Source organism: Hahella ganghwensis DSM 17046 (assembly GCF_000376785.1).
In the GTDB taxonomy this organism is placed as follows: domain Bacteria; phylum Pseudomonadota; class Gammaproteobacteria; order Pseudomonadales; family Oleiphilaceae; genus Hahella; species Hahella ganghwensis.
Genome location: NZ_AQXX01000062.1, coordinates 1 through 22,071, shown reverse-complemented (window position 1 = coordinate 22,071; position 22,071 = coordinate 1). Strand labels below are relative to the sequence as shown.

The window sequence follows — 22,071 nt, the reverse complement described above, 5'->3', positions numbered from 1 at the left end:
CCAGGCGTTTCACCTGGGCCTTGAGCCTTCTGATCTCCTCCTGCTCGGGAGTTAGCTTCCCATTGCCTCGAAAAGCCTGGCCGTCATCTCTGCGATGTTCCCTTATCCAGCGGCCCAGCATATTGGGGGTAATCCCAAGGCTTCGAGCAGCATCGGTTTGACTGTAGCCTTGATCCAGAACCAGGCTGATGGCATCCAATTTAAATTCTTTTGAGTACTTCTTTCGTGTGGTCAATTTCTTCATCTCCAGTTAGGGGTATTATCCTTAACTGGGTTGGTCTGTTCTATTAGGCCACGTCATTCCGCAGAGGTGATAGGTGAATATCAGGAAAGTTTTCAATCAAAACCCAGGAGGTGGATTTAAACTCTTCTTTGATTTCGACAAAGGCTTGGTCGCATTGAGCCATCTTACGCTCAATATCACTTTCCTGGCTCACTTGCCGAATCACTCCTGAAAGCTTTCTTTCAAACTCAGGGGGCACATAGGATTCAGGGGCAGGAACAATGTGCTCCAGCGTGACACCTACACGGGTTAAAAACTTCTGGATTTCGAACTCCATATTGTAAAGTTTTTCATCGCTGATGTCGGGGCTGCCAAAATTAAAGTAGCCGGTTTTATAGCTACAGGGCTTTTTCAGACTTTGAAGACCACGGCAAATGAAAGTGAGCAGTCCCCCCAAATCTTTAAACCCATTTACTGCAAAGCAATCAAAAGCTCCCTGATAATGCTCTGGTAAGTCCTCAAAGATATTGTATTCAATCACATGTATGTTGTTGAGCTGATACTGATCAGCCGTATTTCTGATAAAACTCAGCAAATCCCTGTCAATGTCCGCCACGTATATCTCACTGGTGACGCCATGAGTCGCTAGAAACAGAGAGAAAAGCGCGTCATCCCCCAGTAGCAGGATAGACTCATGATCACAATCCCCTAAGGCCTGCATCATTTTATAACGACGAGCCTGGGACTCTGGCGTCTCTATGGACTGATCAAATTCACTTTTCTTTTCTTCCAGCAGGGCTGTGGCGATTTGTCGATAAAGTGGATTCTCCTCCACAGATCGGTAGTCGACCAGATGCTGGCCTGTCGTATACGGTCGAGGGTAATGAGCATTGGGTTCTTGAGACAGACAGTAAAGGATATTGCCATTATCTTCAGAAGCAGTAATCAAGCCTTTTTGCAACATCCATGACAGCGCCCAGGCGGTCTGTCTCACCGTCATTTTTGAGGACAGTATGTCTGACAGACGGCGAGGTTCATGGAGCTTATTCAGGAACTCGCCTACGGCAAAGGATAGTACTTGCTGATTGGCAGGCAGGTGCTGCAAAAATTCCGTCAACGCCTGCTTCATTTGTATTCTTTCCATCAATCACTCCATTTAAGCGATGTTCATGAGATTCTCAACAATTCGTTGGGCTGTCTGGTTATGAAAAAAGTTGATCCCCACTTGGGCTCCGTCAACGCCGTTATCAGCAAAACCCAAACCGGTAGCATAAAGTTTTGGTATCGCTTTACCGCCACACAGCAGCTCGCCACTAAACGGGTCTTTGCAGATATTGCTCGAGGTCCTGTCGAGACAGATTTCCTTGCTCTTCAGGTCAAACAGTTTCGGAATTCTCGGTTCATATCCTGTGGCGTTAATAACCAGCGGTGTCCCGCTGCCGTTTAATGCCAGGCGGTCGGCAACGGGTACATCATCATTCTCAAGTTCGTAAAGCTTGATCCTGCGCTCATCGCCCTCTAGCACTGATCGATAAAGGGCTCTCGCATCCCGTCGCAATCCGTGGAACTTATTGATTTCACGGGTCATCGGATTCACGACATCCCCCTGGCTAAGCTCCGTGCCTACCACTTCTTCCGGGCTATACATCTGTACAACCTTATCCTTGCTGACCACGTGAATCTGCTGTTCTGACAACTGAGCCCCGAACTCACTGAGAAGGTAACCGGCAGAGGAAAAACCGCTATGTGAACCGCCAAAAATTACAATAGGACAGCCACTGTGTATTACCGCCCGGATTCGGTCATCCTCCCGGCAGCGCAAAACGCTGTCACTGCTGATTGTACCGAACGCATTAGGAATCAATTCCGGCATATCACGATTTCTGGCTCCCGTGGCCAAGACCAAGCTATCGCTGGTCATCAATGTTTCGCCTTCGCGTGCAATGCCGAATCCTTCTGTTTCATGCATATAGAGCTCAGACACCGGGCTGGACCAGAAGATCCTGCTTGTTGGGCTCTTTTCAACGGCCTTGACGACACATAGCATAAGCTCTTTCAGAAACCCCGAAATAGCCGTCAGACAAATACTGTCATCTCGCCTTTCAAGCCATTGCCGTATCCTGGGGGACTGCATAACTTCCGCGAAAACACCGTCTTTGCGAATACCACAGAGAAAGTCTCCTATCGGTGAATTACTCGGTATCTTGTATTCCAGAGAATTCCATTCATTTACATCAGCGTGTTTCTCATAGATGTAAACCCCCTGCTCCAGTAGCGTACCCAGAACACCTAGCCTGTCCGTAGCGACAAATATCCCCACAGCAGCAGGACCGAATCCGAGAATCTGCAACTTCACTTTCGACGCCATCTTCCACTCCTATGAAATCAACGAGATCGACACTGGCAACCCTTCACTCCCATGAGTTACCACAGGGTACTTGAAGAACTTCTTAACTGCGGACTGAGCTAACACCGGTGCACCGGAGTCATCGTAGGTTTCAACCACCGACAACGGCAACAAAGCCCCTCCGGGCGATCGGCTCAGAGGCCATTCATCCGCGGGCAGTCGCGCGTGCTGACGTAATAACAGGATCATCAGAGGATCGGCAGGCAACCATTGCCCTTCAATCAGGAATTCTGCCCAATAATGGCCAGTACCATAGGGTTGTGAGGCTAGAATCCCAAAGACATGCCTGGCCTCTATGTTCAAATGCCTGGCTCTTTCCACAATCATCTTCGAAAAGCCGCCACATTCGCCGATTTTCTGGTCTTTCATAAAAGAGGTTTCCCAGCGAATAGCGTCGTGCAGCATGTAAAACTCAAACCCCACGCTGAGCTCTTCAAGGAGATTGACCACCGGTTCCGGAAAGCTGCAGGTAACCGGTTGTACCTGAATTTTGTGGTGATAGATGTTCTCTGGTTGCGCAAGCGACATTTCCACAGCGCCGCGATCGTAAGTCATCACCGAACAATTCGCAGGAAAACTAAGGTCATCCCGAATTGAATAGGTCATGCTTAGTTGACGCCCCTCTGCCCCGGCTTTAAAAGCGCCAACCCAGGATCTCATGGCCATTTTATGGATCGAGGGGAGCTTCAGATATAACGAGAGATTGTACAGATCATCACTATCAAAATAGCGGCTATCGTTTCGAATCTGGTGATTCAACCCCAAGAGTACAAGCCCGGCCAGAAGGTCATCGGTAAGGCCATAGGTTCTGGCCTCTTCGGTACTGGTGTTAAATACCCGATGGCAATTATCGACAGTGGCGAGTTTATCCAGCACCCGCACCGCTTCTGCCTGCATTTCTTTCGCCAGGCCCGTCATATCAAGGCATCCATTTCACATTGAGCTGCGGGCTCCTTGCCCAAAACCTTTGCAACGGTCGGGGCAATTTGTTGCAACTCAGCCATTTCCTCGGAGGGTGTCATTGGGGTCAGCCCGTCAAAGACGAGAAAGCCCTTGTCTCGATGCCACGCAGACTGGGATGTTCTCCGCACATGGGTCGCCCAGCGGGGGTCACCAAGGGGCGGGCGTTTTTCGTCCTGCGGTAGAATGATCAAAGACGGTGCAAGGTGGACATAGTCCCCCTGATACACCTCTGAACGATGGCGAACATTTTTTAATACCGGGGTCCCATCTTCAAACCTGGCCTCTTCAAGGCATTGAATAACTTCATTCAATTGTGACTGTGGGGCCCGGCCTTCGTTAAGCATGTCCTGCAGCAGCATCACACCGTGAGAGCCCTGTACGGTTTCCATGGCCACGCTTTTCTTCAGGTCGATATTGCCCTCTGCATCCAGGACCTGAAGGCCTGCCTGTTGCAGGTAATGGTTGATCGATACAAAGTGAGTAAGTTCACCGAATCCCATCTCCGAAAAGACCAGCGTGTTTTCAGCACCCAGGGATTGCAACTGCTGGCATGCACTGTCGATAAAGTCGTATGCCGCCAGCACATGAGGTCTTCTTTCCTGGGCGCTGCCTTGAGCATTTTCCACCTGTGACATCTCATACCAAAGGAAATGAGACAGCCGGTCAGCCAGGGTAAGATTGACGATCAGAACGTCTGTATCCTTGGCCAGCTCCATCGCAGTTTGTAATTGATAGTCCGCAATACGCCAGGCATTGGAGGCAAACTCTTCAAACGGCTCTCCCTGATAGAACAAAGAAACATCATGTGCATAGCGGATGCCTTGCTTGCTCAACTCAAACAATAAGTTCCGGGGATAACTCGCATTCAGAGTGTTGTGCATCAGATAGGAAATCATGTTGCCGTTGATCGGCCTGGGCGGATGAGTCAGTTGAACGTTTACGACATTGAATCGGCAATCTGATAATTCCGGCCACTCCCAGATTCTGGCCGCCTTCACATCATTGGCGTCCAGCACCCTGGGTCTTTCATTTTCGCAATGGGTCGCCCAATAGGAAAAACAGCCATGCTTGCCAGGGTTAACACCTGAAAAAGCCGTGTTGAGGTTGCTGGGTTCGTAAGGCACCGGTCCGCAATTAAGTCGACGATAATGATTCTTCGACCTTTGCCCGGAGAACCAGGGAAGATTTCCCTTGTCCATTTCCCTTTCCGCGACAATAGGGTCCATGCCTTCGGCGATTATTATAAGAGCTTTCATACGCGTACCATTCCCACTGTTAAATTTTTATTCCCACGATTAAAGGCTTGCCAGGGTTTGTTCCTGCTCTGTTTTTGGCCTATCGGCGTTTCTGTTTTCAATATTTTTTCTGAGCGCATCCACCCATTGGATGAGCGCTGGCGGCGCCAAAATGGTGTAGTGATCAGCCTTCAGAGTTGTTACGCAGGCTTGGTCCAAGCACCCTGACAAAGGTTCCAGACCAGGCATGGAAGAAGCCTCGCTGGCCTTGAATGAAAGGAGTCGGATGCCAGTAGTGATCGGCCTGTAAGCGGTTAGCGCCAGATAATTCCGCCGGAACAGGTCATAGCGACTCTGATAAAGATCATCCAGTCCGTCACGAGTGCTGATATCACCATTGATTTTCACAGCGCTGACTCGCGCCAGATCTTTGATAAACCGTTGCACCAGTGCTTCTTCATTCGGGACTGGCGATTGACCAGTCCCCACATAACTGTCGACCGTCACCGCTGTCAGTTGATCCCTGTTGAATTGGTTGCCGGCCAATTTCACCAGCTCCAGTGCAATTGCTCCGCCAAGCGACCAACCGATAAAACAGATCGAACTGTATGTGGGAATGATGCTTTGCAATTGCCTGAAGTATTCTGCCGCCAGGGACTCAATGGAACACTGCTGCTCATTGAGAGTTGCGCACATGGCCAGAACATCGTGTTCGGATTTGAGTAGACCGGCAGCATCCAGGTAGCAGGAGACAGCGCCTCCCACTGGATGCAGGAACACGACTAAAGAATCCTTTGACGGACTGGATTGATGCAGCCAGACAATATTGCTTTCCCGGTGTTCATCCGCTTTCATCAGGTCAGATAAAGCCTTTACCGACGGTGCGTTGTACACCTCGGGCAACTGCAAACGTGTATTAAAGTTCTGATTAACAGCATGAATCAAATGAAGTGCCTGCAAAGAACTACATCCCCGCTGGAACCAGTTCTGATAGATCGTTTCAACAGCAGGAACAATGCCCCGTACCACCTCCAACAGGCTACTCTGCAACGGAGAAATATCGTCTTTACGACCTTCACCACTGAGAGAACCTGTGGCATTGGATAAGTCGTTTTCAATAATCGCCGACAGTGCCTTGCGATCTACTTTTCCGTTAGGCGTTAAAGGAACAACATCAATTTCATGTAGCCGCTGAGGCACCATATAGTCACTCAGGTGTGTCTGCAGGTACTCGATCAGGTCTTCTGTACCGGAGGTAAGATTGGACTCTCCGCCTGATTCAGACATGGCCCCACACTCTGATTGAGGCACATAAAACAAGTGAAGAACCGCATCTTCATGACGGGAGTATGAGGCCACGGCCTGTTTAACATCGGGGTATCCTGTCGCCACGTGCTCTATTTCACTCAGTTCCACCCGATAACCGTTGATCTTGACCTGAAAATCGTCACGTCCCAGAAACTCGATATTTCCATCGTAAAGATAACGTCCTTGATCACCGGTATTGTATAGTCGGCAACCAAGATCCTGATGATAAAAAAAGCGTTCTGCGGTTTTCTCAGCATCATTGAAGTATCCCTCGGCCAATCCAGATCCGGCAATATGAAGGGTTCCAGCCACACCTACCGGGCATAGACGCCCTAATTTGTCGAGAATGAAGTACTGCTGGTTATCCAGGGGTTTGCCGTATGGAATGCTGCGCCAATGAGGATTGACCATACTCACCGAAAGATAATTGGACCAAATAGCCGCTTCCGTCGCACCTCCCATGGCAATAAATTCAGAACCAGGTAAAGATTCTCTGATCCTCCCAGGCAATGTGAGTGGAATCCAGTCACCACTGGCCATAAATAATCGCAGTGACGTCGAAAACCTGAACCTGCTGACCACTTCATCCGCATAGAGACAGGCCATTTCCATAATCGCCGGCACGGAGTTCCACACGGTAGCCTGAAAACGCTCTGCCGCGTCCAGCCACAAGGCTGGGTCAGCTCTGTCCGCTCCTTCCACAATGATGGTTGAACAACCAACCAAAGCGGGCATGAAAAGATCAAACACAGAGAGGTCGAAGTTCAGTTCTGATATAGCCAGAATTCTGTCTGACGGAACTATTTGAAACAGGCGGGTGCAGCTCTGCAATGTATTGGCTGCTGCGCCATGAGACACTGCCACTCCCTTGGGAGTGCCGGTAGAACCGGAGGTAAAGATAATATACGCCAGTTGTTCCGGGGCTATGGGATATACCGGCTCCACATAATGATTGTCTCCGCACTGAGACTCAAGAAACGCAGTGTAGTCACAACTCCAGACCACCGGAGAAGTGATGATGTCGTCAATCGAAACCGACCCATCTGCGAGAATAGTGGTCGCAGCAGATTGGGTAATGATCCGCTTAACCTTTTCCGCTGGCATTGACGGAATCACAGGAACATAAGTGGCACCAGCCATCAGAATCCCATACACCGCAACCGCCAGCTGCGGTGTCCGTTCACCGACAACCAGGACATTGTCTCCGGGCCCTACTCCATTTTCATTCAGATGAGCAGCCAGTTGACTTGCTTTGACCAGCAGTTCAGCAAACGTCAGATCCCCCAAGCGATGGTGGAACGCTAAGCGACCCGGTTCAGATCGCGCAACGTTCAGCAGGCCATCAATAAGCGATATCTTAGGAAAATCAACAAAGGTGTCATTCGACTGCTCTATCAAGTTCCAACATGTCTCAGGAAGCTTAATTGCGGAACGATTCCAGGCCTCAACGCCGGCCGCCAGTTGGCCAACCCAGCGACAGAAATAGTCGAACATCTGGTCAACCACACCGGGTCCGAAAATGCCTTCCAATTCATCCCAGCTTAGGATCAATCCCTCTTCGTTTTCAAACGCCTGCGCATCAATCCAAATTTGAGGGGTTTTCATGCGATGCGAGATCTGTTCCAGCTCAAAATCCTGCAGAGCCATTCCCAACAGCGTTGAAAAGACAAAGGGCATAGGCGGTTCACTACCGGATTGGGCATAGCCATGGTATGCGCGCCAGTCCCGTATCACTGAAACACCATCGTAAGCCGCATGGGTCATCGCCTGAAACAGATCGGATTGAACCTGACTGACCTGTGCAGAAAACGCCTGATCAGCTTGTGGTCCTCCCAGTAGCAGCAGATTACCAAAATTACCAATGCAGCTTTGATGCGGTTCCGGCAAACTGTTGCGCTGGGAATACATCACACTGGCGCAGACCGGCCTGGACTCCGACCAACGACTCAGCGTGGCCAGATAACATGAAATCAGCACCGCATTGACGGATACCTGATGTTCGCGGGCAAGACTCTGCAGTTTGAGATATTCCGCATGTGGCAGGCAAAACCGATGCTCAAGGAACGCTCGATCTGCCATGTGTTGACTCTCAGCGGTTTCGGCTGACGGAAGCGTTGCTGGGCCTGGTAATTCGGGTATCTTCCCCTTCCAGTATTTCCTTGCTTTTATCCGCGCGCGCTTAATGCCGAATTCATACTGATGGAAGGATGCATAGTCGTAGGCACCTGTGAGCTCTGTAAGTGTTTCTCCTCTGGCCAGACGTATGAGTTCATCGATGACGATGTGAATACTGTAAGCATCAAATAATGCCAGCCGGAAGATACCGTGCAGACAAAGGGAATTTCAATCATCGACGAGGATAAGTCGGAACAGAGCGCTTTCAGAGGCCAACGAAGGAACCAGATCTGACAAGTCCCCCAAAGCATCAGAAGTTTCAGCATTAGTGCCGGGCGCTGCGGCTACCAGCTCTATTCCGGGCGGCGTAACAGCATGCTTGAAGACGGGGTACTGCCTTTCCAGTGTATACCCCAGTGGAGGATGCCTTTCTACCAGTTGTGCAAGGGCTTGCCGTAACCGGTTCTGATCAGGCAGATTGCCTTTAAATATCAGATGTAGAAATGCCGGAGTATGTTGATCAAATGCTGCACTCTCTCCCAGCCAGTAGGCTTGCTGCAGACCACTGGTCTCACGGGGCAGTATGTCTGCCTCCTGCCAGAACGCCAACACCTGAGGCTTAATCGCCATGAGCCTGGAGCGAACTCTTTCTGAAAGCGTCTCTTCCGCGCAGGCATATTTCAGTTTTCCTTCCTGAGCCCAGACTGTGACGCCAGAAGTATCAAGCGAGGCCAGTTCCGATAATACCTTCACAACTCCCCCTCGTGCACCTGGGTATCCGCGTTACAGCTCACCAGTGCCTCAACAAATCTCTGCATGTCTGGCTGCCTGGCAATCTCAGAGAGATCAATACCTTCATCCCCGAACAGGTCTGGAAAATCCTGCTCGATCATGACGCATAACTGCAGCGCTTTGGCTGAATTACCGCCCAGGTTAAAAAAGTTGCTGTCCGGCGTAATCCGAGCTTTATCCATGTCCAATAGAGAAGCACATCGAACAGCTATCTGTTGATACATCGTTTCAAAATCCATGCTTGGTCATGCCTCCTTTACCGATAACCCCAAACGTTCCACAATGCCGTAAAGCGCGAGCATGTATCCCGAGGTCCCCATACCGGCGATCACCCCGTCCACTACCGCAGAAAGAACAGATTCGTGCCTGAAAGCCTCACGACTCCATAGGTTGGAGATATGAACCTCTACGCAAATACCGCTGAAATCCTCCAGGGCATCTCTTAATGACCACCCGGCCATCATTAACGCCCCGGGATTGATGATCATTCCGCGCGCTTCGCGATGCTGGTCGATAAAGTCTATAAGGCTGCCTTCAGCATTACTGCAATAGGACACGCATTGCAGGTCATATTGGCCTGCCGCCTCCGTGATACGTCTTTGCACATCATCCAGCGTGTCTGTGCCGTATATTTCCGGCTTGCGGGTCCCGAGTCGGGATAAATTGGGTCCATTGATTAACAGTAACTCAGACATAGCAGGCCAATTCCATATGGTTGAGCAGATCCAGAGGGGTTTTGAGGCGATAATCCGAGGACTCTGCCAGAGCACTGGCATCCGGTTTCCCCCACATAGCCAGCGCGGTTTGTGTGCCCGCCCCTTTGCCACATAGCATGTCGGCAGCGGCGTCTCCAACAAACACACAGTTTTCCGGAGTCAGATTGAGTTTCTCGATAATGATATTGGCCATGTCCGGTGACGGCTTGGGCCGGGGCACCTTATCGCTGCACAGCACCATGTCGAAATAATGAGCGATACTTTTGTCTCGCAGAATGGTCATCGTGCGTTCATATTCTTTCCCTGTAGCTATTGCCATGGGAATTTTGTTTTCCCACAACACGGAAAGCAGTTCGCCAACGCCGTCGTAGACAGGAATCCGATGTATATTTTGGTAACTGCATTCAATAAATGCCGGACGGATTTCCTGGGGAAGATCCAGAATGCGGAGAATTTCCGGCAGGCTTCTTCCAAGATACCGGCAATACTCACTGAAAGGTGGATATGGCTGACCTTTCAACACCTCTTCACAGGCGCTGTGGTAGGCAAACTCCATAACTTTCATGCTATCGATAATGACACCGTCCAAATCAAAGATCACCGCGGAGATGGGCTTAATTTCCATGTTTCAGCTTCCTGCATGACGACTATGATCGAGCTGGGTATTAATGCCTCCAGCCATTTTTTCGTGATCCAGACTATAGGCCTGAAAAAACGAGGTCAGTTGTTCCAGGCTTGGCTCAGGTGCAGACAGAACTTCCTCATAGTGAAGTTGGCATAACCGTATGTTGGGTCGATTTCTGATCCAGCCCAGTACTGTATCCAGGTGTTTCCTGTAGATCTCTCCCAGCCGGTCGGCGGCATCATGGTCCCAATGGCTATTGGAGTAGTGTTCAGCCATATCCCTCTGCGACCGAATCACCTCCTCCATACAACGATGCATAAAGACAATGTTGTACCGGTAGGTCGAGGGCAGATATGGAATAAAACGGGAGACGACCTTCAGCACTCTGCCACGGGCATCCGGAAGCCACTGATCATAGGAAAGCCGGTCTTTTACCGGTTCAAACTCGAAGTATCCCTGAGGGTTCCTCGAATCCGTTTTTCTGATGTCATCAGTGACTGGCTCCAGACCTCCCAGATGCAGAAGCTGCATCATCATGGAGGTGCCAGATCTGGGAAGTCCGGAAACAATATTGATCACCTCCTTGTTGTTTCCGGACAGTTCAAAAACGTCCATCACCTTCTCATAAAAAGCCATATTCCAACTCCTTTCCATCTGTCCTTCAGCCAATCTATCCCACCTGGCTATTTCCAACCTGGCTATTTGCAGCAAACCTATTCAACGGGTGATAAATCAGCTATCCATCCGACTTTTCCGGGCATCCAGATTCCTTATATCCCGGCCCTGATATATCTTTTCAGCCTGATTCTTTAAACGTCATAAATCACTGGCGTTGACACAAAAAAAAATCTATCGTTTGTGTAATCCAAAAACTTACCCTTATCCGAATTCAGGCAACTGGCCCAGTACCTGTTGATGTAATTTTCAAGACTCCGGTATCTGAGGCCGAAAGCTCCAGGAGCAAGCGTTCAGTGAGCATAAATTCCGGAGGCCAGCATTCAGGGAGCAGATTATTCATGAACAGGATCCTCATTCTTTCGCCACATCCGGATGATACCGTCTGGTCATTAGGCGGATTGATGCATGAACTCAGCGATCGATATGAGGTTGTTGTCGTCAGTCTTTTTGACGGTGATCCGGAAACTACGGCAGTTGAACTGCTGAATGCCGATTCCGAACACAAATGGCGACAGTTCACAGACGCAAAATTCCGCCGCACCGAAGATGCTAAAGCGGTGCGGGCGTTGAACGCACGTCTATTTAGTCTCGAATATCCGGATGCAGCCCTGCGCTGTAGCGATGATCGCTTTGTGTACCCTTCGTTGGATGATCTGATGATCGACATATCCCAATTACCTAATATCCCTGTTCCCGAGGACCTGAAAAACCATTTGGCGATGCAGATTGATCCTTCAGACATTGTGATTGCTCCGCTTGGTATCGGCGGTCATATTGATCACCTGATAACACTTCAACTTGCCAGAAGTCTGGACAATCCAATCGCGTTTTACCCTGAATTCCCTTACGCGCTGGACCTCACCGCCAGCGATATATCCCGTTATTGCTCTGACCTGGGACTAAAGGTGGAGCCCCAATCTGTCCATTGCTCTTGGTCAGCCTGGCAAGCAGCCGCATCTCTCTACCGCAGCCAGGTCATCCGCCTGTTTGCAGGACGTCAGCCCTTCTCTGATTCCCTGAGCAGATTCGCCGCTCAACAGGGAGATACCGCCTGCTGCCGGATCTGGTGTACCGCTTCAGTAAACTTTGCAACAGAACCCTCCTCAGCCAATAGCGCCGGCAGCGCCTGAACCTCAGGGCTATCATCGTTACTCAGGAATCGCCGCCAGTTTTTGTCCTGCTGCTGCCACCGATTTTCCTGGGGATGAGACATGTGCAACCCCAAAGCTTGCTCGCATATAAATATCTCAATTCCTGCACGGTAGACCCTGTAGCCAAAATCAATGTCTTCCAATCCCCAGGACTTACCATAGCGCTCGTCAAACCCACCACAGACTTGCCAGTTGGCTCGGGAGATGGACAGGTTCGCACCGGCAGACGCTAGCCAAGGTGCCTGAAATCCTTCTTGCCGTTCTGCCGCCTGCTCCAGGGCATTACTGACCACTCTGATGCCATCGTGGCTCCAGAGGCCGTTTCTCAAAATTTCTTCCTCAACCGGTCGACAACCGACTCCACCCTGGGCAGGATCTTCCACGTCGGTTAAACCAATAATTTCCCGGAGTCTGCCTTTTACCAATCCCGGATGAAGTTGCTGGCACCTCATATGCTGAAAAACAAAGTCACTGCGCAGAAGAATGTCGTCATCAACAAAGACTAGCCAGTGTCCTTTGGCATTATCCGCACCAAGATTACGGGCTCCCGCTCTTCCCAGACCCGGGCTTTCCAGCACTCTTAAGTTGCTGCAGTACTTCTGATATTCTCCGAGCACATCAAACACCTCGGTTGAAGCACCGTCAGCCACGACGATCAGCTCCAGAGCTCCGCCATATTCCTGACCAACCAGTCCAGCCAGGGTCAGCCTTAGACGACAAGGCTTCGCATGAGCTGTCACTATCACGCTGGCGCTGTCTCGAAAGCCGACCTGCCATTTGCTCATCCGTTTACTTCCTCTGCTTTGCTGACGCCATAGATGTTCTCCATGGCGGAACTGAGAGACAGGAGACGGCGGCACTCCAGCGCGTTGGTCATCGATCTGTCTACTATTTCCCTTCGCACTCTCTCAACAAACCGGAGATAGGGAGTGATCTTTTCCTCGTGGCAGATCTGCAGCCGTTCTTCCCTGCCTTGCCGCAGAATTTTGAGATAGCTGCTCTTTAAGCCATGGGGACTGAATCCAAAGGTGCATCGCAATGAAATTTCGCCATCGGCACTGTATACATTGATACCGGTAGTATCTGTCAGTTGCTGGGAGGTCCAGGCAGTCGACAGACGAATCTGATGATCCCGGCTGTGCAGACTGGAATAGAGCTGCGATTCCACCGTGATGTTCTTACTCCCGCCCTGTATCGAGTTTGTACCGCCATACCAGTCTGCGCTTGCCACCATTTTTTCCGGCTGGGGATAGAAAAAGGATGAATGGCCGCCGATCACTTCCGGATAGTCAACAAAACCGAGCCCTACATCCAGCAAGTGCCAACCCAGCTCAGCCCCGCATCCACCGATGGCCTGGGATTTATTGGTAAACCATGAACCTGCTTTGGGAATTCCCTGGGCACGCCGCCAATGCAGTTCAATGCACTTGATGTCCGTTATTTCTTTCTGGGAGATTAAACGATGGATATACCGGACATCCTCTCGTTCTGTTGAGGCAGAACTCACCCAGAAACGCCCGCCGCCTCTCTCGGCAGCATCAACAATTTGCTGCCCGTCCTGGCGGCTGAAACAGGCCGGCTTCTCCAGAATGACATCAAAGCCGAGGTCAAGTGCGAAGACGGTTTGTTCTACATGCATGACATTGGGAGAACACACGAGTACAACATCGGCCCCCTGCAATGCCGCTTCGCTCAATGATGAATGACACGAAGCCGTTGGACATTGCTGCAATCCTGCCTCAAGAGACAAAGTTTGCGGATCGATCAGGGACCTGATGCTGAACCTCGCTCGCTGAAGAAGCGGAATCCAGACATTCCGGGCAACCCAGCCCACTCCAACCACTGCGACTTTGATATCGCTCATAACCACCTCGATCAGCCAAGTGCCTTGATAACTTTCTTAACCGCTCTGGCCACATCCAGCGTGTCCTGCTCGGAGCCCAGCAAAGCCCGGTGGTGAATCCAGACGCCACGAGAGGCAATATGCTCCGTTACCGGGCAACTCTGAATGTATTCTTCCTGGGGGATCGCTGAACATGGCGGCATGGAAAAGTTGGGCACACGGTAGATGGCCTGATAGGCCACGAATGCCGGAATCCCCTCCGCAATCAGGCAATCCACGAAATACTTTCGATCAATGGAAGCCACATGGTCATCGGACAGGGTAAACATATACATATAGTGGGGATGAACCACGGCATCCGAGGTGTGCTGCTGCAACATCACCGCGGGTTCGTCCTCAAGCGCTTCTGTTAGAATCGCGGCATTCCGCTCGCGTATGATCGTCTGTGACTCCAGTCGTTCAAGTTGGCAGCGAAGTAATGCGGCTGAGAACTCACTCATTCTGGCATTGATGCCGACCACCACATGCTGATAGTCCCTGTCATTCGCGGGCCTCCCACAGTTACTGTACAGAAAGGCCCTTTCCCTGAGTTCTTCATTTGGACACAGTATCAGGCCGCCTTCACCAGCGGTCATTAACTTGAAGTTCTGGAAGCTGAAACAGGCCATGGTGTCCCACTCGCCTACCGCTTTTCCTAGCTGTCCGCGTGCACCATGGGCGTGGGCCGCATCCTGGATAACGACCAGACGGTGTTCATCGGCAATTTTCATAATCGCTTCCATATCACAGAAGTGACCGCACATATGCACAGGAATGATGGCCTTGGTTTTATCATTGATGGCGTTTTCAATTGCCTGCGGATCAATACAGTATGTATCCGCCAGAACATCCACTGCCACCGGGACAGCGCCAATACGCTGAACGGCCATGCTGGTTGAGATGAAGGTAAAGGCCGGCACAATCACCTCATCACCCGGCTGAATACCACAGGCCTGCAAGGCGATTTCCAGGGCACAAGTGCCGTTGGCGACGGTGACGGCATGGTTTGCCGCGTGGTAGTGCGCAAACTCTTTTTCAAACAGGGTGTTTTCCTGCCCTGTAGCACGCCACCAAGTACCCTGGTGCAATGCCCGCAACAAAGCCTGTTCTTCCGCTTCATCATACTGGGGCCAGACCGGATAGTTCTCTTTGCGCACCGGGGAGCCGCCTTCAATCGCCAACGTCATTACTTGAGTCATAATGTCTTTCCTTTACGATTACACGCAGTAGTCATTCCTGCTCTGACCACTGACCCTTTCCATTTATCAGCAGTGCAACTGCATTCCCAAGGGGGCAGCGATGCGCTACTGACACCTTCATTTGCTACCTAACTTTTCCAAGACTTTCTCTTTTAAGACAGGGCTCAACCTTTTCTCAGTTCCGATCATCCTGCCTTTCGGGTATCAGCCTCATCCGCATCCAGAACTCTCACTGGACGCTTATCCGCCCCTGGCATCCACACTCTCTAAAATGCGTACTCCAATGCCAGGTAAATAAACTCAAGGGGCTGCGCCTTAGGGTTATCCTCATTTTCGATATAGGCCGGAATCGTCTCACTACCGGCGAAAGTACCGGACACCTTCAGTCTGACTTTTTCGTGCAGGCCGATATCACCTTCCAGGGTGTAAAAATAATGGTCCAGATCGTCTCTCAGGAAGGTTACGCCCACTCTGAATGTGGAGAGATACACATCGTTGAATGACATCAAACCGCCCAGCATCACATAGTCATCAAATGAAACCATGGCTGACCGTTCATCCTTGTCATCCAGGTGATACTCACCGACCAGTGTCAGATCCGATTTCCGAAAAAAGCGGCTAATGGCGTATTCAACTCCCAGAGAAGCACCGACAAAGTCATCATCATCCCCGTCTCCTTTAACGGAAACAGCCTCCAGCTTGTATAGAGTGCGGTCATCAACAAACAGCAACTCCAGGCCCTGTTGGAAGATTTCGTAGTAATAGGGAACATTTCTACTTTCTTCCTCAATAATCAGCGGGGTTCTGGTGGTCCCTTTAAACAGGGTAAAGGCTATCTCCAGGTTATCGTCGTAGTACCAATAACGGGCCGCAAGATCCATATCGCTATGACTGGTCTGTGCCGAGTAGCGAGGTGTATCCGCCACTTCCAGTGGCTCGAAACGAGTAGCCTGCTCGTAGAACTGCCTCGGTTCTCCGCCCTCGAGCAGGTATAGGTCCAGTTGGCTGCTACCTGAGGGAATGCCGACTTTAAACATGTTCTGAGCCAGTTTTTCAGTGCTGTTGTATCCCTGCAGGTAATCGGTCGTGTTGATGACATCCACCAGATTCCGGGTCTCCATGATTCCCCAGTACTGTTTGGCTTTACCGAGAGTGACGTCAAAACCGTCAAACTCGGTTAACCAGTAAAACTCATTCCAGTAGAATCCTGACCTGACCGTCGTGTCGTCTTCGGCGATCTGCTTACCGCCAATGACAATACGACTTCGACGGTCCAGCACTTCGAAGTTGATATCCATGCTCGCACTTAGATAAGCCGCATTCGAAGGTTCCTGGAGATATCCCACGTGGTTGAAGAACACATGACTTTCAGCTCCGGCCTTGACCAGATAATTAATGTCATCTATTCCATAAGTCCGTGAAGTCGTCATCATCCCTACCGCAACACACAATAAACAGCTGGTTAATCTCAAACGTCACCCGATTACTGCGTTAGATTTTTTAGTTTGCCGGGTTCGTAATCGGTTTCTCTTTGTCCCAGTTGAAACTCGATTTCCGACGATTTCAGTACCGTTTTCTTGCCGGTTGCATGGTTTTCCATGGTCATGGTAATGGGACGCCAGTATCGATCGAGGAATTGTTCGTAGTCCGACAGAGTCAATGTTTTGAAATGCGTTCCCTTTCTGTCGTAAAACTGGATTTTCATTTGTCTGTAATGGGTCTTATCGAACCAGACATCGATGCTGGAGTATCCCGAATAGGGGTAAAGTGGAATCTGTTTGACGACCGCACATTCAAAGTCACCACAGGTTTCATCCCGCAGCCAGACATATTCGTAGTTGCCCACTTCCATGGAACCGATATCTTCATAGGAGAATTCAGATCCGGAGAAAGAGCCTGCCCGGTCGGCAGAGGACACGCGCTTGACTCGTTTGATGGACGGTAGGTACAGCCACACCAGATCTCCTTCCCTGATCATGGAATGAATCAGAACCCTGGAATCCTTGACATTGGCCGGAGCCTCAAAGGTCAGCAGTACTTTGTCGCCGCGTTCATCGTTGGTGGATTCCACCACGCCCATCCTCATGAAACGGGTACTCTGGTTACCGCCCTTATCAAAAAGCGTCATGGCAATTTTGTTGGAACTATCACCAAACCCTTCGTCGCTCTGCTTCCATTTCTGGGCATAACGTTTTCCCAGGTCAGCCTTATCTGCTTCAGACAGAGCTTGGGCAGTTTCGGATATCGAATTGGAGGCTGTATTTGCCTGAACGCCCGCGCAGCATAAAGCGATGGCGATCACTCCAATGGTATTTGTCACTTTTCCTGGTTTCATAATCTCACCTACTCACTTCTATGGATGCTGTAGCGCGACATCCCCGCGCTCAGCCAGCTTTTCTCTCAGGTTTTCGAACAGCACCAGTAACACCGGCAACATCAGCAGATCTACAACAAAGCCGCTAACGATCCCTATCGCCCCCATCAATCCAAGATCCGCATTCATGGTGAACGGTGAAAGGGTAAAGACCGTAAAGCCGACAGCCAGGATCACGGTGTTTGCACTGATGGCAGGCAGGACGTTTCGGTAGGCTTCCATAACCGCCTCCTTCGTAGACAACCCGTGCTGTTCCTTCTGGACCTTGAATTCGTTGATCAGATGGATGGTCGCATCCACGATCAAACCATAAAGAATGACGCAGACATTGGCGGCGGCCGTGTTGATCTCACCTTTGATGAGTCCCCAGATACCGAACAGAAGAACAAAGGGCACCACGTTGGGGAAGAAACTGAGTACCCCAAGGGGAATACTGCGCAGGAAGACCATAATAAGGCCGGTAATCAGTACCAAGGCAAAGGCCACACCATAGACCATGTACTCGATGCTGATGTGGGTCAGATTGGCGAATATGATGGTTTCACCAGTACCGGCATCCGGAAGGATGACGGCTGTATTAGCATTCTCCTGCCACCACTCATCTGCCCGTGCCTTCACAGCCCTAATCTGGACCGTATCAAGTTTGTGCAGGGTCACGACAATTCGGCTGGCGGATTTCTCTATATTGACCTGATTGGACAGATCCATGCCGTAAGGGAGTGACATTTCATAAACCAGCAGCATCTGCGCCGCCATACCGGCATCATCCGGCAGCCGATAGTAGCTCTGATCATCTCCGTGTAACGCACGATTAAGCTTTTTGATCGTATCCGTCAGGACACTGACAGAACTGATCTCGGGTTGCGTCCGCAACCAAGAGGCAAACTGGTCCAGTTCCTGCAAATATTGCGGATTGGCGATATCGCTTTCTGTTGCTTTGGCCACATATTCCAAGCGATAGATGCCGGTCAGTTTATCGAAAGCGAACTCCGTCGCTGACCGAACGGGAATCGATTCATCGAAATTTTCCACAATACGATCATTGATCTGGTTATTCGAGGCCGGAATCAACAATGGCACGAATAACAGCAACACCAACGCAAACCAACGATAAGGGTGGCTGACCAGGGACAGAACGGTTCTGCCAAATACAGTGGTCCGACCATTCTGGCTGGGCTTGAAGCGAAGCAATGGCAATAGTACCGGGGCCAGTGCCAGGGTGACCACATAGGCCAATATCGCGCCCACTGCCGCAAGAATGCCAAATTCCTGATAAGGAGGTGAGGCCGCAAATGACAAACTGAGGAAGCCTACTGCCGTGGTCAGACTGGTAATGGTTACCGGCTTGAAGGTCTTTCGGATGGCTTCAACGACTGTTTCAAACCGTGATTCATAGTTTCCGGTAAGATTGCGTGTTGCCGCCATGATATGAACAATGTCCGCAACAGCAATCACCAGCACAATGGTCGGCAGGAGTCCCGTCAGCGCTGTCGCTTCATAGCCCAGCCAACCGCTGAACCCCATGGCAGAGAATGTCGCCAGTGACACTGTTGCGAGTACGACAATCACTGCACCAATGCGCCGGAACATGAAGGCCGTCACGACCAGAATGATCAGATACATGGCCGGAGTCAGCGTTTCCATATCCTGTTGGGACACTTCAGGATAAGTGGTTTCCACCGCAGCCAGTCCAGTGAGCTTGGCAGTCAGATTCGGGTTCAGTTCCTGAAACTGACTCAACATCTCACGGGCTCTAAAAGTGGCTTCCATACCTCCAAACGGATTATCCGCTGGGACCTGCAAAGTAACCAGAACCCCCACCGTACTGGCATCCTCAGATACCAATTGGTTAACCAGATCGATTTCATTCAGCACCACGCGGCGTATATGCAGGATATTCTCATCAGTGAGATCTCTGGCCGGATCTCTCATCAATGCGTCGACATTGATGACATCGCCTTCCGCCTCAATATGCTGGTAGTTGGTGATGGAATCCACGCGGTAAGCATGGGGGATATACCAGGATTCCTCGGTCAGTTCATGAATAGCCGTCAGATCTTTACGGTTAAAGATTTCGCCATCTGGCTGGTGAATGACAAACAGCAACGTATCCGATTTCCAGAACTGTTGATGCAATTCGTCCAAGGCCAGTACTGATGGGTCTTCAGGGGGAAAGAAGATCCGATAATCCATGGAATACTGGATCTTTCCAACGCCCCAGGACAAGCCCAGGGTGATGGCCAGCATCAGCCCGAACATCCAGTATCGGTATTTGTTTAATGCCTGGTAAAGACCACCATTTTTCATTATTTATTTTCCATTTACAGCTTTCAGAGGCTTACACAGGCGCGGTTTGTTTCCGATACACGGAAATGTGCTTGAATGCACCGGACGTAAACGATGACTTGTCCCACCCGGACCAACGATGTTCGAGTTCCAAACCGGCAAGTTTCGCCATCAGATCAAGCTCCGAAGGCCAGCAGTACCGTAACTCCACCGGAATAATACGAATGTCTCCCTGACTCACCCGGATAAACCGGCAACTCACTTTCTGGTTGATACTGTCATGGCGAGATGCCTCGAACATTACTTCACTGTCATTCTTGAAGTCGTTGACGAATAGAGGCTGATCCTTGTAATAGCGCGAGGTATCCGGATAGAAGGTTTCCAGCACAAAACGACCGCCTTCGCTCAGCAGACGCGAGGTATTCATAAAGGTGTCTGACTGGAGCTGTTGCGAGGGCAATAAAAAGAAGGAACTGAAATTACAGAACGCCAACTGAAACGGTCCCCCTTCTACCTTGTCGAGCTTGGCAAAGTCGTCGAGGAATACAGGAATATCGCGCCCTTCGGGTTTTTCCTTTAACAGATCCAGCATTGAGGGTGACGCATCAACACCCACAATTTGTATTCCCTTACGAACCAGAGGAATGGCAAACCTGCCAGACCCTATTCCAAGTTCCAGCACTTTGTCTCCCGGTCCGACCATTTCTGCCAGGGCCTCGATCGCACAGGGAGGAATATCCTGGTAAAGATCATCATATACGTCTGCCAGAGTCTCACCGTAATAGCTGGGTTCATTCATGCTCCGTTGCTCCTATGAGGTTTGAATTTGCGTGTTGGACTTCCGTTTCTACCGGTAATGATCTGACCACCCTGCAGGGGTTACCGACCGCCACTACATTTTCAGGAATGGGTTTGGTCACTACACTGCCGGCACCAATAACACTGTTGCGACCGACAGATACCCCGGGAAGTATGATCGCGCCTGCACCGATCCAGACGTTATCGCCAATCTCAACCGGCCGGGTACGCATGACACATTTGAACTTACCGTCGACAATTCGAGACCTTTCGGACGGGGTGAGCGGATGCTCGGTTGTCAGTATCTGTACCCCCGGTGAAATAAACACACCGTTACCCACGGTAATGGTATTGCCGTCAGTCAACGTGCAGTTCACGTTGATATAAACGTTTTCGCCAAGGGTGACGTTGACGCCGTAGTCCACGTAAAACGGGGATTCCACCACCGTGCCCGGCCCCACTTTGTTCAGCATTCGATGCAAGAGCACGGCGCGCTTTCTGAAGTCAAAAATCTGACATCCGTTATACTGCTGCAGATAGTCCTGCGTTCGCATATGGATCTTCGACAGTTCAAAATCAGGAGAAAGAAACCACTCTCCTGCCAGCATTTTCTGCTTCTCACTCATTAACGCCCTACTCCTTGCTTGCTTCGAACCATTTCATGTTGTCTGCTGATCAGTTCACTTCATGGGTGAACAGTCATTGGCAAAAGCATTCAACTGTCTTTAGCCAATGACTGGTACTTCCAGTTAAGCAACCACGGCATCGTCAGAATTGAGCTTGCTTGAGACATACTTCTCCAGCGTCTGAAAGTCACTCAACAGCTCCAGCGAAAGGTCACTGTCATCTATCGTGATACCAAACTCGCCCTCAATGCGGATCAACAACTCAAGTGCGTCGACAGACGTCAAGCCCAATTCCGAATTGAGATTCTTGTCAGCAAGCTCTGTCAGGTTGATCTGTTTATTTGTCACGTTGGAAATAACGCTGCAAAGTTTCTCTGAAATACTCATCACATCTCCATTTCATGATCTAAGGAGAGTCTGAATAACCCCAAGGTTCTGAGGTAATTCAAACTCTCGACGATATATGGCCGAATATTCAGAGTGTTTTTCCGGCCATTTTGGATCTTCCCCCCCTGTGGGGCGTCATCTGGGCTCACTGCCCCTATACCTGCAGCTCTTTCCTTGCCATCAGCAGATTGCTGAAGGCCGCCAACAGATAGAGCCGGCTCTTGTTCTTGGCCAAGCCTCGATAGCGGACTTTGTCGTAACCAAACACCTGCTTGATGTATCTGAACGGGTGTTCCACTTTAGCCC

22 protein-coding genes are annotated in these 22,071 nt (G+C 50.4%); 1 reads left to right on the top strand and 21 read right to left on the bottom strand.

The window, feature by feature from the left end; all coding sequences use genetic code 11:
- From F566_RS0102620 to F566_RS0102570, 11 genes are all read right to left on the bottom strand, one after another.
- A partial coding sequence (locus tag F566_RS0102620; protein ID WP_026179657.1) for a transposase occupies positions 1-235 on the bottom strand: 235 nt, incomplete at its 3' end.
- A 52-nt stretch (positions 236-287) separates the two neighbouring features.
- On the bottom strand, positions 288-1,367 hold the full coding sequence (locus F566_RS0102615) for a bis-aminopropyl spermidine synthase family protein (RefSeq protein ID WP_020405423.1): 1,080 nt from the start codon (positions 1,365-1,367) through the stop codon (positions 288-290).
- Positions 1,368-1,379: 12 nt separating this feature from the next.
- Entirely contained in the window at positions 1,380-2,591 is a 1,212-nt protein-coding gene (locus F566_RS0102610) for an NAD(P)/FAD-dependent oxidoreductase (protein ID WP_020405422.1), read from the bottom strand.
- A 9-nt stretch (positions 2,592-2,600) separates the two neighbouring features.
- Positions 2,601-3,548 carry a transglutaminase-like domain-containing protein gene (locus F566_RS0102605; RefSeq protein WP_020405421.1) on the bottom strand — a complete coding sequence of 316 codons (948 nt, stop codon included), beginning with the start codon at positions 3,546-3,548 and terminating at the stop codon, positions 2,601-2,603.
- Positions 3,545-4,849 (bottom strand): alkaline phosphatase family protein, encoded by a 1,305-nt coding sequence (locus F566_RS0102600; protein WP_020405420.1) that lies wholly within the window; start codon positions 4,847-4,849, stop codon positions 3,545-3,547. The genes F566_RS0102605 and F566_RS0102600 overlap by 4 nt, the downstream gene beginning before the upstream one ends.
- A gap of 39 nt (positions 4,850-4,888) precedes the next feature.
- On the bottom strand, positions 4,889-8,449 hold the full coding sequence (locus F566_RS0102595; RefSeq protein ID WP_281169095.1) for a non-ribosomal peptide synthetase: 3,561 nt from the start codon (positions 8,447-8,449) through the stop codon (positions 4,889-4,891).
- A 30-nt stretch (positions 8,450-8,479) separates the two neighbouring features.
- Complete coding sequence (locus tag F566_RS0102590; protein ID WP_020405418.1) at positions 8,480-9,004, bottom strand: TubC N-terminal docking domain-related protein; 525 nt, start codon at positions 9,002-9,004, stop codon at positions 8,480-8,482.
- Complete coding sequence (locus F566_RS0102585) at positions 9,001-9,282, bottom strand: acyl carrier protein (protein ID WP_020405417.1); 282 nt, start codon at positions 9,280-9,282, stop codon at positions 9,001-9,003. The genes F566_RS0102590 and F566_RS0102585 overlap by 4 nt, the downstream gene beginning before the upstream one ends.
- Positions 9,283-9,288: 6 nt before the next feature.
- The gene (locus tag F566_RS0102580) at positions 9,289-9,738 is read right to left on the bottom strand and encodes a type II 3-dehydroquinate dehydratase (RefSeq protein ID WP_020405416.1); all 450 of its coding nucleotides are present in this window, start codon (positions 9,736-9,738) and stop codon (positions 9,289-9,291) included.
- Complete coding sequence (locus tag F566_RS0102575; protein ID WP_020405415.1) at positions 9,731-10,384, bottom strand: HAD-IA family hydrolase; 654 nt, start codon at positions 10,382-10,384, stop codon at positions 9,731-9,733. Before F566_RS0102575 ends, F566_RS0102580 begins: the two co-directional genes overlap by 8 nt.
- Before the next feature lie 3 nt (positions 10,385-10,387).
- Positions 10,388-11,020 carry a sulfotransferase family protein gene (locus F566_RS0102570; protein ID WP_020405414.1) on the bottom strand — a complete coding sequence of 211 codons (633 nt, stop codon included), beginning with the start codon at positions 11,018-11,020 and terminating at the stop codon, positions 10,388-10,390.
- Between the two features lie 380 nt (positions 11,021-11,400).
- Between F566_RS0102570 and F566_RS0102560 the strand changes: the two genes are divergently transcribed.
- Positions 11,401-12,192, top strand: coding sequence for a PIG-L deacetylase family protein (locus F566_RS0102560; RefSeq protein WP_020405412.1), 792 nt, complete (start codon positions 11,401-11,403; stop codon positions 12,190-12,192).
- On the opposite strand, the gene F566_RS0102555 is transcribed toward F566_RS0102560, so the two are convergent.
- The 10 genes from F566_RS0102555 to F566_RS31690 all read right to left on the bottom strand — a co-directional run.
- On the bottom strand, positions 12,096-12,998 hold the full coding sequence (locus tag F566_RS0102555) for a glycosyltransferase family 2 protein (protein WP_020405411.1): 903 nt from the start codon (positions 12,996-12,998) through the stop codon (positions 12,096-12,098). The two genes, F566_RS0102560 and F566_RS0102555, sit on opposite strands and share 97 nt — an antisense overlap.
- Entirely contained in the window at positions 12,995-14,077 is a 1,083-nt protein-coding gene (locus F566_RS0102550; protein ID WP_020405410.1) for a Gfo/Idh/MocA family protein, read from the bottom strand. Before F566_RS0102550 ends, F566_RS0102555 begins: the two co-directional genes overlap by 4 nt.
- A gap of 11 nt (positions 14,078-14,088) precedes the next feature.
- On the bottom strand, positions 14,089-15,294 hold the full coding sequence (locus F566_RS0102545; protein WP_020405409.1) for a DegT/DnrJ/EryC1/StrS family aminotransferase: 1,206 nt from the start codon (positions 15,292-15,294) through the stop codon (positions 14,089-14,091).
- Positions 15,295-15,560: 266 nt separating this feature from the next.
- The gene (locus F566_RS0102540) at positions 15,561-16,727 is read right to left on the bottom strand and encodes a hypothetical protein (RefSeq protein ID WP_026179699.1); all 1,167 of its coding nucleotides are present in this window, start codon (positions 16,725-16,727) and stop codon (positions 15,561-15,563) included.
- Positions 16,728-16,777: 50 nt separating this feature from the next.
- Entirely contained in the window at positions 16,778-17,629 is an 852-nt protein-coding gene (locus F566_RS0102535; RefSeq protein WP_020405407.1) for an outer membrane lipoprotein-sorting protein, read from the bottom strand.
- An 18-nt stretch (positions 17,630-17,647) separates the two neighbouring features.
- Complete coding sequence (locus tag F566_RS0102530; protein ID WP_020405406.1) at positions 17,648-19,975, bottom strand: efflux RND transporter permease subunit; 2,328 nt, start codon at positions 19,973-19,975, stop codon at positions 17,648-17,650.
- 31 nt (positions 19,976-20,006) lie between these two features.
- The gene (locus F566_RS0102525) at positions 20,007-20,753 is read right to left on the bottom strand and encodes a class I SAM-dependent methyltransferase (protein WP_020405405.1); all 747 of its coding nucleotides are present in this window, start codon (positions 20,751-20,753) and stop codon (positions 20,007-20,009) included.
- Positions 20,746-21,378 carry a sugar O-acetyltransferase gene (locus tag F566_RS31695; protein ID WP_020405404.1) on the bottom strand — a complete coding sequence of 211 codons (633 nt, stop codon included), beginning with the start codon at positions 21,376-21,378 and terminating at the stop codon, positions 20,746-20,748. Before F566_RS31695 ends, F566_RS0102525 begins: the two co-directional genes overlap by 8 nt.
- Positions 21,379-21,501: 123 nt before the next feature.
- On the bottom strand, positions 21,502-21,765 hold the full coding sequence (locus F566_RS0102515; RefSeq protein ID WP_020405403.1) for an acyl carrier protein: 264 nt from the start codon (positions 21,763-21,765) through the stop codon (positions 21,502-21,504).
- 154 nt (positions 21,766-21,919) lie between these two features.
- Positions 21,920-22,071: transposase (locus tag F566_RS31690; RefSeq protein ID WP_020405401.1), on the bottom strand; the 152-nt coding region annotated here is incomplete at its 5' end.

Coding starts and splice junctions, on each gene's coding strand:
- F566_RS0102615 (WP_020405423.1), bottom strand. CDS start 1,367: ATGGAAAGAATACAAATGAAGCAGGCGTTGACGGAATTTTTGCAGCAC.
- F566_RS0102610 (WP_020405422.1), bottom strand. CDS start 2,591: ATGGCGTCGAAAGTGAAGTTGCAGATTCTCGGATTCGGTCCTGCTGCT.
- F566_RS0102605 (WP_020405421.1), bottom strand. CDS start 3,548: ATGACGGGCCTGGCGAAAGAAATGCAGGCAGAAGCGGTGCGGGTGCTG.
- F566_RS0102600 (WP_020405420.1), bottom strand. CDS start 4,849: ATGAAAGCTCTTATAATAATCGCCGAAGGCATGGACCCTATTGTCGCG.
- F566_RS0102585 (WP_020405417.1), bottom strand. CDS start 9,282: ATGGATTTTGAAACGATGTATCAACAGATAGCTGTTCGATGTGCTTCT.
- F566_RS0102580 (WP_020405416.1), bottom strand. CDS start 9,738: ATGTCTGAGTTACTGTTAATCAATGGACCCAATTTATCCCGACTCGGG.
- F566_RS0102575 (WP_020405415.1), bottom strand. CDS start 10,384: ATGGAAATTAAGCCCATCTCCGCGGTGATCTTTGATTTGGACGGTGTC.
- F566_RS0102570 (WP_020405414.1), bottom strand. CDS start 11,020: ATGGCTTTTTATGAGAAGGTGATGGACGTTTTTGAACTGTCCGGAAAC.
- F566_RS0102560 (WP_020405412.1), top strand. CDS start 11,401: ATGAACAGGATCCTCATTCTTTCGCCACATCCGGATGATACCGTCTGG.
- F566_RS0102555 (WP_020405411.1), bottom strand. CDS start 12,998: ATGAGCAAATGGCAGGTCGGCTTTCGAGACAGCGCCAGCGTGATAGTG.
- F566_RS0102550 (WP_020405410.1), bottom strand. CDS start 14,077: ATGAGCGATATCAAAGTCGCAGTGGTTGGAGTGGGCTGGGTTGCCCGG.
- F566_RS0102545 (WP_020405409.1), bottom strand. CDS start 15,294: ATGACTCAAGTAATGACGTTGGCGATTGAAGGCGGCTCCCCGGTGCGC.
- F566_RS0102540 (WP_026179699.1), bottom strand. CDS start 16,727: ATGATGACGACTTCACGGACTTATGGAATAGATGACATTAATTATCTG.
- F566_RS0102535 (WP_020405407.1), bottom strand. CDS start 17,629: ATGAAACCAGGAAAAGTGACAAATACCATTGGAGTGATCGCCATCGCT.
- F566_RS0102530 (WP_020405406.1), bottom strand. CDS start 19,975: ATGAAAAATGGTGGTCTTTACCAGGCATTAAACAAATACCGATACTGG.
- F566_RS0102525 (WP_020405405.1), bottom strand. CDS start 20,753: ATGAATGAACCCAGCTATTACGGTGAGACTCTGGCAGACGTATATGAT.
- F566_RS31695 (WP_020405404.1), bottom strand. CDS start 21,378: ATGAGTGAGAAGCAGAAAATGCTGGCAGGAGAGTGGTTTCTTTCTCCT.
- F566_RS0102515 (WP_020405403.1), bottom strand. CDS start 21,765: ATGAGTATTTCAGAGAAACTTTGCAGCGTTATTTCCAACGTGACAAAT.